Genomic DNA, 13369 nt, shown 5'->3' with positions numbered 1-13369 from the left:
CGCTTCTGGAGTTAGGAAAACGCTGGTTTGGCTGTTAGTTTGTCAAAATAATTTTGACAAGGAGCGCTGCGAGCATGGTCAGCCTGGATCGTTTTGACACCTTCAAAGCCGTGGTCGAGGCCGGATCGCTGACGGCTGCCGCCGATACGCTGGGGCAGACTCGCGCAGTAGTGAGCTTCAACCTCAAGCGGCTGGAGGAAGAGTTGGGCGTGACCTTGCTCACGCGCAACACCCGGCAGCTGGCGCTGACCGATGCCGGCGAGCGCTTTTACCGGCGCTGTTTACGCACCTTGGACGAGGCGCGACTGGCCATCGAGGAAGCGCGGTCGGAGCATTCACAACTCAAGGGCACGCTGCGCATCACCACCACCGTGGAGTTTGCGCTGGCGCAGGTGGTGCCGGCGCTGGAGGTGTTTCGTCAGCAGCAACCGCAGTTGAATATTCACTTGTCCACTTCCTCGACCCACGCCGATCTGATCTCCGAACGATTTGACATGGCGATACGCCTAGGGCGCATGCACGACTCCAATCTGCGCGCGGTACAGTTGTCGACGTTCGAGGTGTTTGCGGTGGCGGCGCCGGGGCTGGTCGAGCGTTTCGCGCCGGTCGACACGCTGGCGGTGTTGGAGTCGATGCCTGCGCTGGGCCATGCGCGCGTGCCGGAAATGAGCGTCACCGACCCGGCCGGCACCGAGCATTTCTATCAGCCGAAACCAGGCACCAGCGCAATCGTCGCCGACAACTCGGCAACGTTGCGGGCATTCGCGTTGACCGGGCAAGGCGTGGCGATTTTGCCGCAATGGCTGATTCAGGAGGATCTGGACGCCGGACGGTTACAGCGCTTGCTGGTGGATTTTCGTTTTGCCCCGCAAGGGGTGTACGCGCTGTACCCGGACACCCGGCACCTGCCGCTGAAGGTGCGCGCGTTTATTGATTTCATGAAGGGTTGGGCTTGAGATTTGTGTTGGCTGATCGGACCTCATCGCGGGCAAGCCACGCTCCCACAATTTTTGCGTCGTTCGGGATATTTGGTTACCCCCCAAAACCTGTGGGAGCGGGCTTGCCCGCGATTGGGTCAACTCGGTGTCAGAGCTGCCCACGCAAACCAAACCGCTTCATCAACGCCGACTCCAGCAAGCCTTTCGGCAGCAGCGTCGCCAACAACGGCAACGCCCGGCTGCCGTTACCGATCCGGATCATCCGTGGCGGCTTGCTCTGCTGCACGGCTTTGAGCAACTCGGCAGCAAACTCACGCGCCGGCGTCGGTTTGTCTTGCGAAGCCTTGGCCCGTGCGCGAATGCCCTCGCGCAACGGAAACCACGGTGATTGTTCGTTGATCAACTGCTCGGCTTCATGCCCGGCATTCTTGGCGAAACTCGATTCAATCGCCCCCGGCTGCACCTCCATCACGCGAATGCCGAACGGCGCCAGCTCCATCCGTAATGCATCGCTGAGTGCATGCACTGCCGCTTTCGACGCGCAATAGGCGCCAGCGAACGGCGTGACCAGAACCCCGGAAACGCTGCCGATATTCACCACCAGGCCCTTGGCCCGACGAAGCACCGGGAACAGCGCGCGCGTCACGCCGACAATCGAAAACACATTGGTTTCAAACTGTCGCTGCATCGCCGCGACGCCGCCATCGAGCAGCGGCCCCATCGCGCCATAACCCGCGTTATTGACCAGAACATCGAGGCCGCCATGTTGCTGATTGATCCGCTCACCCAAAAGCTCCAGCGCCGCGCCGTCGTTGACGTCGAGCTGCACCGCGATGAACCCTGCTGCATTAAGCGCAGCGACATCTTCAGCCTTGCGCGCACTTGCCCAGACTTCATAACCAGCGCTCTTGAACGCATCGGCAAGGGCACGGCCGATGCCGCTGGAACAACCGGTAATCAACGCAACGGGCATGGCGCATTCCTTGTGCAGACGTGTGAGGAAGGGGATCAGTCGGAGAAACTACCCTGCAAGCGCTCGGCGCGAAACTCCAGGGTTTGCGGGCGATAACCGGGGCGCAGCGGCGGCAGCGGCAAACAGTCTTCCCAATTGCCGCCGGCCTGCAATTCGCCGGGGCCGCGATAGCGCGGGGCAGTGTATTGATTGTCGGCCAGATTGACCGTGTCGCCCGGCGCATAAGCCGCGATGCGCCAACGCAGTTCGGTCAGCGGCACGTCGTTGCCATTATTCATTTTAAGTTGCAGCGGACGATCCGCCGGGCACTGCTCCGGGGCATAACTGATGCGCAGCTCAAGGCGCGCCAGTTGCTTGACCTCGCGATTGTCCAGCCACACCACCCACATCGCCACCAACCCCAACCCGACGGCGGCCGCCATTGAAACCGGCAAGGCTTTGGCCGGGTAGCGCAGCAACAGGATCAGCCAGGTGATGATCAGCAAGACGCCGATGAACATGTTGGAACGCTCCTTGAACTCGTGACGACCATCCTACCTAAGGGGCGCGGGAATGGACATTCGCAGATATCGAAGCACCGTTGGTCGGGACTGTAATTTCTGACAGGCGCCAATTCCCTGCCTGCCGGTGTAGAAGCATTGAAGCGAGGAATTTTTCCAGGAAGCGGTGATGCACTTCAACACTCCCAAGCTGACAGTCGTTGACCCGCGCGGCTTGCCGATTCGCTCGGTCGATTACTGGCGTGCGATTGAGGGGGCAGCTGTCGAGCCACGGGTCGAACGTACCTGCCACGATGCTGCCGGGCGGCCGGTGCAGCGGTGGGACGCTCGGTTGTGGGCGTTGCAGGCGGGCGATCCCGCCACGCCGCCGAATCAGCAAACGGTGTATTCGTTGGACGCAGCAGCACTGTGCACCGTGAGTGTCGACGCCGGGGCGCAATTCAGTCTGTATGGTCTGGGCGGGGAGCTGCGGTCGGGTTTCGACAGTCGTGAGACGGTGGTGGAAATTCAATATGATCCCTCCCTGCGCCCGGTTGCGGTATTCGAACAAGGGGTCGGGCAGCCTCGTGGCTGTGTCGAGCGGTTTACCTACGGCGCTCCTGGTGTGGGTGATCAGCAGCGCAATCAGTATGGCCAGTTGATCGATCACTACGACACGGCGGGTCAAATGCGTTTCGACGCATTCGCGCTCGGCGGGCAGTGCACGGAAAACACCCGGCGTTACACACTTGATCCGCGCCTCCTCGACTGGCCGCAACTGCCAGCCGAGCGTGAGCGGCTGTTGGAAGCTCCACCAGGTGCGACGACGCAATGGCGTTACGGCGCCCTGGGCGATGTGCTTGAGCAGACGGATGCCAAGGGCAACCGTCAGTCCTTCTCCCAGACCGTTGATGGTCACTTGCGCGAATCTCGCCTGCAGCCAAAAGGCCAACCTGAAAAAACTGTGGTCAGCGCGATCGAGTACAACGCCTATGGCAATGTCGAGCGCGAAACTGCAGGCAACGGCGTGCAGACCAGGCTGAGCTACCGTGCTGCAGACGGGCGTCTGATATCGCGTGAGGACAAGCACAGTGGTGCGGTTCTGCAGCATTTGATCTACGCCTATGACCGCATGGGCAATGTCTTGAGCATCGAAGACAAGGCGCTGCCCATCCGTTACTTCGCCAGCCAGCGCATTGATCCGGTCAGCCGCTTTGACTACGACAGTCTGTATCAACTGATCCACGCATTCGGCTGGGAAGCGGGGAGCGTCAGTCAGGGGCCGCAATCGATCGGTCGTGCTGATCCGGCGGCCATCGGCAACTATCAGCAGACCTTCGATTACGACACGGCCGGTAATTTATTGAAGCTGACCCACGTCGGGCCGCAAAGCCACGGGCGCAAGTTGCAGGCCGCGCGCTACAGCAATCGCTGCTTGCCCTGGGAAGGTGATGTGCCGCCAAGCGAAGCGCAAATCGCTGCCGCTTATGACCGCCGGGGCAACTTGCTGGAAATCGATAAAGGTCGCTCGCTACGCTGGAATTTACGCAATCAACTGCAATCGGTCAGCCCGGTGGAGCGCGCCTCCGGCCTCGACGACAGCGAAATCTATGTCTACGACGGCAGTGGCCAGCGCGTGCGAAAGATTCGCTCACTGCACACAAACGCCCGCTCAGTGATCGCCGAAGTGCGTTACCTGTCTGGTGGTCTGGAATTGCGCAGCGACACTGGCACCAGTGAAATGCTTCAGGTCATTAATGTCGACGGTGGCCTGAACAGTGTTCGGGTGTTGGTCTGGGACAGTCCGCCGGCAGTGGGTAATCATCAATATCGCTACTGTTGCGCTGATCATCTGGGGTCGGTCAGCCTGGAAACGGCCGCTGACGGCACGATCATCAACCGGGAAAGATTCCACCCATTCGGCACAACAGCCTGGCAGGACGGTGAACTCAGCTACAAATTCGTGCGCTACTCGGCCAACGAGCGTGATGCCAGCGGGCTGTATTACTACGGTTTTCTTTATTACATCCCGTTTCTACAACGTTGGGCCAGCGCCGATCCTGCCGGTCATTCGGATGGACCGAACCTTTATCGGATGGTGCGCAACAATCCACTCACGATGATCGACGTGCTGGGTCTGCAAGCCGAAACCGGAACCTACGAAGCAAACGTGGGCATTCGAGTGAGATTGGCCCTCAAGCTGCTTTCCGCTCAAGCACATGTGGCCAGGCTCGATCCGGCAAGCGGGGAGTACCGAAATTCTTCGGACTTCACAATGGTTGAAGTGGGCGAGGGACCTGAGTTTTCAGTAAACAAGGGTGAGCTGTTGCACCACCTGAGGCTGTTTCGGCGCCAATTCCGTGAGATGTACCACAACTCGATGCGGCGAGATCCGCAGAGCAGAGATATCAGCGCGGCGCAGAATTTTGAATTGGGAAAAGAGATTGCCGAGATGACCTCCTCCTCTCTCAAGTATGCAAGCGAGCCCCGTGTATCGGAGGAGAAAACGGTCACCCACCGTTTCTTCGCATTGATCAATCGGGACGATGTCGAAAAGAAAGATCAGGACAAAGTGATTTACGGCATTGCTGAACTGAGTATTGCGTCAACGAAGGGCGGAGAGCGCACGGTTGGTGTCAGCAACGTACTTGCGCATCCACTGTCGCAGCCGGGAGCTGAGAATTTCGCGGGTGAATCGGCTGAGTCAGCCGAGGTTTTCCGACCTTTCAAATTACGTGGTATTGGAACCTATCTGACCATTAAATCGTTGGCGCGGATGGTGGACACGCATGAGATTCAGAAAGTCAGGACAGCCGCCGTCAATCCGCGATCGGCGGCTATCGCCATAAGATTGGGGGCCAAAAAAGTAGCGTAAAAAAGCCCCTGCCCAACCCGCTGCGGATAGGGGACGCAGCGGGCTGGGCGAGGGCTTGTTGTGTTACTGAACACTTACTGCGCGATGGTTTTCACCGACACGCCGCGCTCCAGTGGAGTCGAGCGACCGTAGATATCTTCAAAACGCTCGATATCGTCTTCGCCCAGGTACGAGCCCGACTGCACTTCGATGATTTCCAGCGGGATCTTGCCCGGGTTGCGCAGGCGATGCACCGAGGCGATCGGGATGTAGGTCGACTGGTTTTCGCAGAGCAGGAACACGTTGTCATCGCAGGTCACTTCGGCGGTGCCGCTGACCACGATCCAGTGTTCGGCGCGGTGGTGGTGCATTTGCAGCGACAGGCACGCGCCCGGTTTGACCGAGATGTGCTTGACCTGGAAGCGCCCGCCCATATCTACCGAATCGTAGGAGCCCCACGGACGATAGACTTCGCAGTGGTTCTGGGTTTCGCTGCGGCCCTGCTCGTTGAGCGTGTTGACCATCTGCTTCACGCCTTGGACCGAGTCCTTGTGCGCGATCATCATCGCGTCCTTGGTTTCGACCACCACGATGTTTTCCAGACCGATCACCGACACCAGTTTGCCGTTGCCGTGGATCATGCAGTTCTTGCTGTCCTGAATCACCACGTCGCCCTTGGTGACGTTACCGTTAGCGTCTTTCTCGTTGACCTCCCACAGCGACGCCCAGCAACCCACATCGCTCCAGCCGGCAGTCAGCGGCACAACGCAGGCGCGCTGGGTTTTTTCCATGACGGAGTAGTCGATCGAGTTGTCCGGGCAGCAGGCGAAAGTCGCTTCGTCCAGCGTCACGGTGTCGGCATCTTGCTCGCTGCGCTCCAGGGTCAGCAGGCAGGTGTCGTAGATGTCCGGATCGTGCTTTTTCAGTTCTTCGAGGAAGCGGCTGGCGCGGAACAGGAACATGCCGCTGTTCCAGTAGTAACCGCCGGACTCCACGTATTCGGTGGCGCGTTTGACGTCAGGTTTTTCGACGAAGTGCGAGACGCGGCTGACACCTTCCGGCAGCAGCGAGTCTGCGGTGGATTTGATGTAACCGTAACCGGTTTCCGGTTTGGTAGCAGGTACGCCGAACAGCACCATCTCGCCGTTTTCGGCGGCGACGGTGGCCAGGGCCAGCGCACGTTGCAGGGCTTTCTGGTCTTCCAGCACGTGGTCGGCTGGCAGCACCAACATCAGTTCGTCACGACCTTCATTGACCAGCATCATCGCGGTCAGCGCCACGGCTGGCGCGGTGTTGCGGCCGAACGGTTCCATCAGGATGCGCTGGGTTTCCAGTTTGCGGCTGGCCAGTTGCTCGTTGACGATGAAGCGGTGGTCCTTGTTGCAGACCACGATCGGGGTGTCCATGCCTTCGAACACCAGGCGTTCCAGGGTTTGCTGGAACAGCGTGTGTTCGCCGGTCAGGGCGAGGAATTGCTTAGGGAATTGTTTACGCGAAAGCGGCCAAAGACGTGAGCCGCTACCACCTGACAAGATCACCGGAATCATATTGTTACTCCATAAAATCGATTGGTTAGAGGCACGAACGCTGTGTCGTTTCACTCTTGTTTTTGTCACATATCCGAACTCTCACCTCGGTCCCTGTGGGAGCCTGGCTTGCCAGCGATGGCATCACCTCGATGTATCTGCAGAACCGAGGTGTCTGCATCGCTGGCAAGCCAGCTCCCACAGGGAACCGGGTCAGTTCGGGAAAAATTGGTTAGCGGGTCGACACCGGGCGTTTCACCCAGACTGGCGACAGGCTGCTGCCCGAACCGGTGACGTACAGCACTGCTGCTTCGCCGCGCTCCAAGGCAACCGGCTTCACGTCGCCGACTTTCTTGTCGCCTTCGTACAGCGCCAGGCTGACTTTCACCGGGTTGATTTCACGTTCGCCACGACCCTTGGCCGCCACGGTCTTGACCACTTCAGTCTTGCCGTCGGCAGTCTTCAGGGTCAGCGGCTTATCGGTGAGGTTCTGCACGCGCACCAGGGACTTCTGCTTGTTCTTGAACGGCGGTTCTTCGATCAGTTGCGGTGCGCCGGAAGCGTTGTTGACCAGGGTGTAGTAGTGATCACCGGCGAGTTTCACCGGCAGGGTCTGGCTGCCGACCTTGGCGCTGTAATCGCCACCCGGCATGAAGCTGAAGTCGCTGCTGGCCAATGGCGCAACATCGCTGAGGTTGGTGCTGCCAACGGTGGCGCTGACTTCAGCGTTGCTGGCGTTGTAGATGCGCACGAAGCTCGAGCCTTTCGGCGCAGTCGGGCCGTACAGCGCGGCGTCGCCACCGGCGAATGCGGGTACGGAGAGCACGCTGAGGCCAGCAACCAGTGCGAAGCTTTTAGCGAGACGGCGAGGAGTAGTAGTGAAAGTCATGGTGTACCTCTCTTTCAGTTTTGCGCCCGGTCGGGCGTCTCGGATTTAGTGTTTGCAGCTACGTTTTGTTGGCGTGCGCCGGCTTGTTTAAGCTCTGCGACCCACTGCGGGTCGGCGTCACCGATTTCGTTGTTCACAGGCAGATAACGTTCAGGAAACTCCCAGATCAGCACCTGTGGCGGGCTGTTCTTGAAGTCATCGCTTTTCAGATAGCTGAGCATCGGCAGAATCGGGCCGTGGCCGTCTTCGGCGTAATTGACCACGTCGCTGTGCAGCGCTTGCTTGAGCGCACCGACGAAGTTCCAGTTCGGGTTGGCGCTGTAGCTGGTGCCGATCAGTGCGACCGGTACTTCGCTGTTGGCGAACAGTGCGTCGTCACCGGCAGGCTGATCGCCGGCCGCGACGGTGTTGCGCTTTTGCAGTGGCTCTGGCGCCGGCATCAGGTTTTCGAACAGCGGATCGAGCGGCAGGAACAGACGCAGGTCGCCCTTGTGCGTGACCTTCTCTGCTGGCGTCGTGACGAAGCGCTGCGGCTCACCGCTGAGCGGGAATTTTTCAGCGATGGTCTTGGCCAGGGTGTTGGCGGCGATTTCCGCACCCTCCGGCGTCCAGTGCGTGTCGGTGCGCAGGAACACTTGCTGACCGTTCTCTTTAGCCTGCTGGAATGGTTTGAGCAGATCAGGCGCAAGGATCTTGTCCGCCGCGACCCGGGCGTGGAAATCCTCGTAAAGGTTGGCGTGGATGCTCGCCGGTTTCACCTCACCCAAGTGCTCCGGGTACAGGCGAACCTTGGCCGGCACAATCGCCATCACCAGTTTCACGCCTTTTTCTTTAAGGGTCTGGCGCACGCCTTCAACCAGCGCGTAGTTGCCTTGCAGGTTCAGCTCTTCGTTGACGATCGGGTTGAATTCCTCATCGCTGTACAACCATTGATCGCGACCAAGCACGACGCCCGGACGACCTTCGTTGAACAGTTTGAAATCCAGCGCGGCCCAGAGATTGGTGCCCAGACGCTTGATCGGGAATTCGTCGTCGTAATGGGTTTCCACGGCTTTGCTCCAGCGACCGTTGAGCACGGTCGCGTCGGCGTTGGTGCTGAAGCCGAAGAAGCTGCGCACCGACCACACGCCGAGCACCAGCAGAGTGACCAGAAATAGCGCGATGTAGAAAATGCGTAATGAGCGGGTCATGTCAGATCCCTCAGAACTGGAAGTAAAGGAACGGCGAGAAGCTTTGCGCCGAGAGTTTGAGAATCGAGGCAATGAACAGCAGCAGAATCGCTGCGCGCATTGCGTAGCGCGACCAGTCAGCCGTCCAGTACGCCGGTTGCACCTGGGCGTCGACGCCGACGATGTAGCCGGGTTCGTGGATGCTCGCCGGGTTGTCGCCGGGTACTGCTTTGATCATTCCAGGCGTTGCAGTGGCAGGGCCGTCGGCCGCGACGTTGACGTCTGGCTTGACCTTGGCCGGTGGCTGATTGGTGTACAGATCACGCAGGCCGAAGAACGCCAGCGTCACGTAGGCCACCACCAGCGTCGCGACTTGCAGGCCGGTCAGGCTGGCCTGATTGAGCTCCGACAACGACCATTCGCCGAAGCTGAACATCGCGCCGTACATGCGCCCGGCAACGTGCAGGTTCTCTGCGCGGAAGATCACCCAGCCCATCACCACCAGCAGGAACGTCAGTGCCCAGCGGACCGGGTTGAGGCTGCGCGGCGAGGTGTTCAGGCCCAGCGCTTTTTCAATCGCCAGCCACATGCCGTGCCAGGCGCCCCAGACGATGTAAGTGATATTCGCGCCGTGCCACAGACCACCGAGCAGCATGGTCAGGAACAGGTTGCGATAGGTCATCAACGTGCCTTTGCGGTTACCGCCAAGGGTGATGTACAGGTAGTCACGCAGCCAGGTGGACAGGCTGATGTGCCAGCGACGCCAGAACTCGGTGATCGACTGGCTGATGTACGGCTGTTTGAAGTTTTCCATGAAGCGGAAACCCATCATCAAGCCCAGACCAATCGCCATGTCGCTGTAGCCGGAGAAGTCGAAATACAGTTGCGCGGTGTACGCCAGCGCACCGAGCCAGGCATCGCCGGTAGTCGGGTTTTGCAGGGCGAAGCAGTGGTCGGCGACCACCGCCAGGGTATCGGCGATAAACACCTTCTTGATGAAACCCTGCATGAACCGCGTGCAGCCCTCGGAGAACTTGTCGAGGGTGTGCGTGCGGTTGTTGAACTGGTCGGCGAGGTCGCGGAAACGCAGGACCGGGCCGGCAATCAGGTGCGGGAAGATCGCCACGAACGCTGCGAAGTCGATCAGGTTGCGCGTGGCCGGGGTGTCGCCGCGATACACGTCGATGATGTAGCTGATCGACTCGAAGATGTAGAACGAGATACCGATCGGCAACAGCACGTGGGTCAGGATGAACGGCGACAGACCGACCGAAGTCATCATCGCGTTGATGCTGTCGACGCCGAAGTTGGCGTATTTGAAGTAGCCGAGGATGCACAGATCCACTGCCACGCCGAGCAACAGCCAGCGCTGGGCCGGTTTGGTCCGCACGCCGGCGGCGCCGACTTTCAGGCCGATCCAGTAGTTCCACAACGTCACAGCGGCGAACAGCGCCAGGAAGTCCACCCGCCACCACGCGTAGAACACGTAGCTGGCGAGCAGCAGCAGCAGATTGCGATAACGAATTCCGCTCAGGTAGTACATGCCGAGAAAGATCGGCAAGAACAGAAACAGGAACACGTTGGATGAAAATACCATCCCGATCTCTCCAGTTTTAACCAACAGTCAAGGGCCAAAGCCCCCCCAAACCCCCCGTGGTAGTGGAGGGGTGCAACGGTGTTTCTTCGAAGGTTGCGGGTGGCCTTGCGACCGCGCCCCTCACCCCCCGCCCTCTCCCGGAGGGAGAGGGAGCCTGATCTCCATGGTTTTCAGAAAAGGAGATCGACTCGGTATTTCTGTGCAGCCTGGGGAGCCTGATCTCGGGTGTTTTCAACGCCTGAGATCGGCTCGGTATTTCAGGTTGGCGGATTTCGCACATCCACCTCGGTCAGTCCCCTCTCCCTCCGGGCGGTCCGACGTTTCGGGAGGGTTAGGGTGAGGGGCTTTTGATTCATGAGCCTTTGTCGCCCTTTTCATGGGACGGGTCATAGACCTTGGTCAGATCCCCGCCAAGCCGGAAGGTCTTGAACGGCTGCATCTCGCGCTTCTTCTCGATCACATCCGCCGGGCAGGTGTAGAGCGTGCAGAACGGTTCGAGCCAGGCGAATTTGGAGTCAACCTTGAGGTCGTCCATGTCCTGCTTTTTGCCGTTCTTTTCTTCAAAGGCATCGGGGTCTTTCACCCCGGCCAGCACCCGGTCACCCAGACGTTTCAGCGCGCCGTTGTTTTCCTGACGCAGATCCACACCATTGACCTGCGCGAAACTGGCGATCATCGCCAGCGGCGGCAGGGCGTAGTTGTGATAGGCGAGGGCGCGTTGCTGGCGCTTGAGTTCGTTGGGCAGGAAGCCGTCGGCATCGACTTGATTGACGCCGACCTTGTATTCCTTCACCGACCAGTCGAACAGGTCGCGACGGTTGGTGGCGATAGAAGTTGCCATCACCGACCAGGCGGCCCAGTACGAGTGGTTGTTGGTTTTTTCCAGCGGCAGGTTGTCCCAATCGCTGACCACCTGATCGGCCATCTTGCTGAACCACGCCTCGATCACCTGCGCTTGCTGCTGATGCTGGGCCAGCGGATGCGAGTCGGAGAACTTCAGGCGAATGTACGAAGAGGCCATGCTGCCCAGCGCCCATTTGCGCATCGATTTGCCGGTGTGGTTGAAGTCTTTGGACATCAACGCGTCAGCCTTGGCCCACGCGGTCAGCCAGTTCAGCGTGCATTCGAGCTGCTCCGGGCGACCGTCGCGCATGAACTGCATCACGCGTTTGGCGGTGCCGCGTTCCAGCGTGGTGATGTCCTTGGTGGTGTCGCGGAAGGCTTTTTCCGACTGCACGTTCAGGGTCGAACGGGCCTTGTCCGAGCCTTCGTATTTGCTGCGAAATTGCAGCGGGCCGGTGTACGGCGTCGGCAGCGCATCGCAGCCTTCGCTGTGATCGCCAGTCTTGAATTTTTCAACAGGCGCGAAGTAGCCCTGAGGCGGACGCAGTGGCGCGGCGGCCTGCGTGGCCCCGGCGAACATCGCCAGGCTCAGCAGCGTTGGCGCCAACAAGGATTTCAATTTCGGATTTCGCATAGCAGACCTCATTGCCCGGCCTGAGCAGTTTGTTGCCCAGCGCCCGGGAATACGTTGCGTTTGCAGATTTTCGCTTCGACTTTCTGTGGCGCGGCACCCGCTTCCGGGCCCTGGACTTCGACGGCCAGCAGATTTTGCGAGGCCCAGTCTTCGTCCGTGCGCAACTCAAAGGCGAAACGACCGTCGGTATCGGAGGTTTCCGGTTTCTCGATCTTGATGTCCTCGTGGCGACCGTTCATGTACCAGAGGGTGGCTTGCAGGGTTTTCACCGAGGGATCGGCGAAGCGGATGTCCACCTGATGGCTGCTGTTCTGCAGGTTCAGGTTTTTGCTGTTGACCAGCAGTTCTTGTTTGCTGCCCGGCTTGAGCGTGGTGTTGCCGGTCATCTGTGCTTCTTTGCCTTCGCAGCCGTTATCCAGCAGCGCCATCATCTGGCGGTAGATGGTTTCCTGGTCGAGGCGATACAGCGGCGAGAATTCCCAGATGAGAATTTTCGGCGGGGTTTTCTGGAATTCGTCGCTGCCCAGATACTGCAACATCGAACCTTCCAGACCACCGCCGGGGAACGCGACGTTGAGGATGTCGGCGCCGAGGGCTTCCTCAAGGAAACCGGCGAAGTTGTAGTTCTTGCCGCTGTGCGAGGTGCCGACCAGGGTGATCTGCGGATTGCCGGAATCACCAAACAGGTCGCCGTCGCCCGCTTCGCCTTTCGGTTCGGTGGTGAACTGGTCCATGTACTGGATCGCGTAACTGGTGCCGCACAGTTGCCCGGCCATGTTGTGCAGGGTGCCGGTCTTGCCCATGCGCCCGGAGCGCTTGGTCTCGAATTCACGCTTGGTGATGTCGGCGAATGCCGGGATCTGCTTGACCTTCTCGGCAACGATTTTCGCCGTGCGCTGGGCGCCGTATGGCGTCCAGTGCTGGTCGCCACGGAAGTAGAAGTCGTGGGCGGGCAGGGTGTCCGGCAGCGACTCGTTGGTCAGTGGCGACAAGTCCGGCACCACATAACCCATCTGCGCGAAACGGCCGAGCATGGTCTTGTAGTTCTTCAGTGCCTTGTCGTAATCGAACGCGGCTTTTTCCTGCGGGTTGAGCTTGTTGCGATTCACCAGACCCCGGGTCGGCTGATAGACAATCACCAACTCGACGCCTTTGCTCTTGAAGGCATCGTGCAACTGCTGCAGGCGCTTGTAGCCGGCCGGGGTGGTGTTGAATTCGGTGCGCAAATCTTCCTGAGTCCGGAACAACCAGTCGCCCTGCGCCTGCACCAGCGTGGTGAAGTTCTGCTGATAACGCGTGGTGTAGTTCTTCGCGTCATGCGCTGCCGGGCACAGATTGCAGCACGGCTCGGCAGTGAATTGCGGCGCTTTGACTTCGTCCGCGCGGGCGCCGTTGCTGGCCGCCAGAATGCCCACGGTCAGGGCCGACAGGCTGAGTAATTTGATCAAGTGTGGGTGCATAAAATTA

General features: G+C 59.7%; 10 protein-coding genes. 2 read left to right on the top strand and 8 right to left on the bottom strand.

Annotated features, from left to right (window positions below; all coding sequences use genetic code 11):
- Positions 1 to 74 precede the first annotated feature (74 nt).
- On the top strand, positions 75 to 956 hold the full coding sequence (locus tag ACP7BN_RS05850; RefSeq protein ID WP_426202402.1) for a LysR family transcriptional regulator: 882 nt from the start codon (positions 75 to 77) through the stop codon (positions 954 to 956).
- A gap of 130 nt (positions 957 to 1086) precedes the next feature.
- Here ACP7BN_RS05850 and ACP7BN_RS05845 read toward each other — a convergent pair whose 3' ends face one another.
- Entirely contained in the window at positions 1087 to 1911 is an 825-nt protein-coding gene (locus tag ACP7BN_RS05845; protein ID WP_426202400.1) for an SDR family oxidoreductase, read from the bottom strand.
- Between the two features lie 35 nt (positions 1912 to 1946).
- Positions 1947 to 2411 carry a multidrug transporter gene (locus ACP7BN_RS05840; RefSeq protein ID WP_420647709.1) on the bottom strand — a complete coding sequence of 155 codons (465 nt, stop codon included), beginning with the start codon at positions 2409 to 2411 and terminating at the stop codon, positions 1947 to 1949.
- 169 nt (positions 2412 to 2580) lie between these two features.
- On the opposite strand from ACP7BN_RS05840, the gene ACP7BN_RS05835 reads away from it, so the two are divergent.
- Positions 2581 to 5265 carry an RHS repeat domain-containing protein gene (locus tag ACP7BN_RS05835; protein WP_426202398.1) on the top strand — a complete coding sequence of 895 codons (2685 nt, stop codon included), beginning with the start codon at positions 2581 to 2583 and terminating at the stop codon, positions 5263 to 5265.
- Between the two features lie 74 nt (positions 5266 to 5339).
- Here ACP7BN_RS05835 and ACP7BN_RS05830 read toward each other — a convergent pair whose 3' ends face one another.
- The 6 genes from ACP7BN_RS05830 to ACP7BN_RS05805 all read right to left on the bottom strand — a co-directional run bounded on the left by ACP7BN_RS05830 (position 5340) and on the right by ACP7BN_RS05805 (position 13362).
- A complete protein-coding gene (locus ACP7BN_RS05830) occupies positions 5340 to 6791 on the bottom strand; it encodes a mannose-1-phosphate guanylyltransferase/mannose-6-phosphate isomerase (RefSeq protein WP_426202396.1) in 1452 nt (483 codons plus the stop codon).
- A 211-nt stretch (positions 6792 to 7002) separates the two neighbouring features.
- Positions 7003 to 7659 carry an alginate O-acetyltransferase AlgF gene (locus ACP7BN_RS05825; protein ID WP_402808027.1) on the bottom strand — a complete coding sequence of 219 codons (657 nt, stop codon included), beginning with the start codon at positions 7657 to 7659 and terminating at the stop codon, positions 7003 to 7005.
- 14 nt (positions 7660 to 7673) lie between these two features.
- Positions 7674 to 8849 (bottom strand): alginate O-acetyltransferase, encoded by a 1176-nt coding sequence (locus ACP7BN_RS05820; protein ID WP_426202394.1) that lies wholly within the window; start codon positions 8847 to 8849, stop codon positions 7674 to 7676.
- Between the two features lie 10 nt (positions 8850 to 8859).
- On the bottom strand, positions 8860 to 10425 hold the full coding sequence (locus tag ACP7BN_RS05815; protein ID WP_426202392.1) for an MBOAT family O-acyltransferase: 1566 nt from the start codon (positions 10423 to 10425) through the stop codon (positions 8860 to 8862).
- 352 nt (positions 10426 to 10777) lie between these two features.
- Entirely contained in the window at positions 10778 to 11902 is a 1125-nt protein-coding gene (locus ACP7BN_RS05810) for a mannuronate-specific alginate lyase (protein WP_426202390.1), read from the bottom strand.
- 8 nt (positions 11903 to 11910) lie between these two features.
- On the bottom strand, positions 11911 to 13362 hold the full coding sequence (locus ACP7BN_RS05805; protein WP_426202388.1) for an alginate O-acetyltransferase: 1452 nt from the start codon (positions 13360 to 13362) through the stop codon (positions 11911 to 11913).
- Positions 13363 to 13369: the final 7 nt, after the last annotated feature.

The organism is Pseudomonas sp. TWP3-1, from assembly GCF_049896625.1.
Classification (GTDB): domain Bacteria; phylum Pseudomonadota; class Gammaproteobacteria; order Pseudomonadales; family Pseudomonadaceae; genus Aquipseudomonas.
The sequence above is the reverse complement of the archived record's forward strand: the minus strand, read 5'-3'. Positions and strand labels throughout refer to the sequence as shown.

Bases quoted from the DNA above. Each gene is read 5' to 3' on its own strand.
- ACP7BN_RS05850 (WP_426202402.1), top strand. From the start codon at position 75: ATGGTCAGCCTGGATCGTTTTGACACCTTCAAAGCCGTGGTCGAGGCC.
- ACP7BN_RS05815 (WP_426202392.1), bottom strand. From the start codon at position 10,425: ATGGTATTTTCATCCAACGTGTTCCTGTTTCTGTTCTTGCCGATCTTT.
- ACP7BN_RS05825 (WP_402808027.1), bottom strand. From the start codon at position 7,659: ATGACTTTCACTACTACTCCTCGCCGTCTCGCTAAAAGCTTCGCACTG.
- ACP7BN_RS05810 (WP_426202390.1), bottom strand. From the start codon at position 11,902: ATGCGAAATCCGAAATTGAAATCCTTGTTGGCGCCAACGCTGCTGAGC.
- ACP7BN_RS05820 (WP_426202394.1), bottom strand. From the start codon at position 8,849: ATGACCCGCTCATTACGCATTTTCTACATCGCGCTATTTCTGGTCACT.
- ACP7BN_RS05805 (WP_426202388.1), bottom strand. From the start codon at position 13,362: ATGCACCCACACTTGATCAAATTACTCAGCCTGTCGGCCCTGACCGTG.
- ACP7BN_RS05835 (WP_426202398.1), top strand. From the start codon at position 2,581: ATGCACTTCAACACTCCCAAGCTGACAGTCGTTGACCCGCGCGGCTTG.
- ACP7BN_RS05830 (WP_426202396.1), bottom strand. From the start codon at position 6,791: ATGATTCCGGTGATCTTGTCAGGTGGTAGCGGCTCACGTCTTTGGCCG.
- ACP7BN_RS05840 (WP_420647709.1), bottom strand. From the start codon at position 2,411: ATGTTCATCGGCGTCTTGCTGATCATCACCTGGCTGATCCTGTTGCTG.
- ACP7BN_RS05845 (WP_426202400.1), bottom strand. From the start codon at position 1,911: ATGCCCGTTGCGTTGATTACCGGTTGTTCCAGCGGCATCGGCCGTGCC.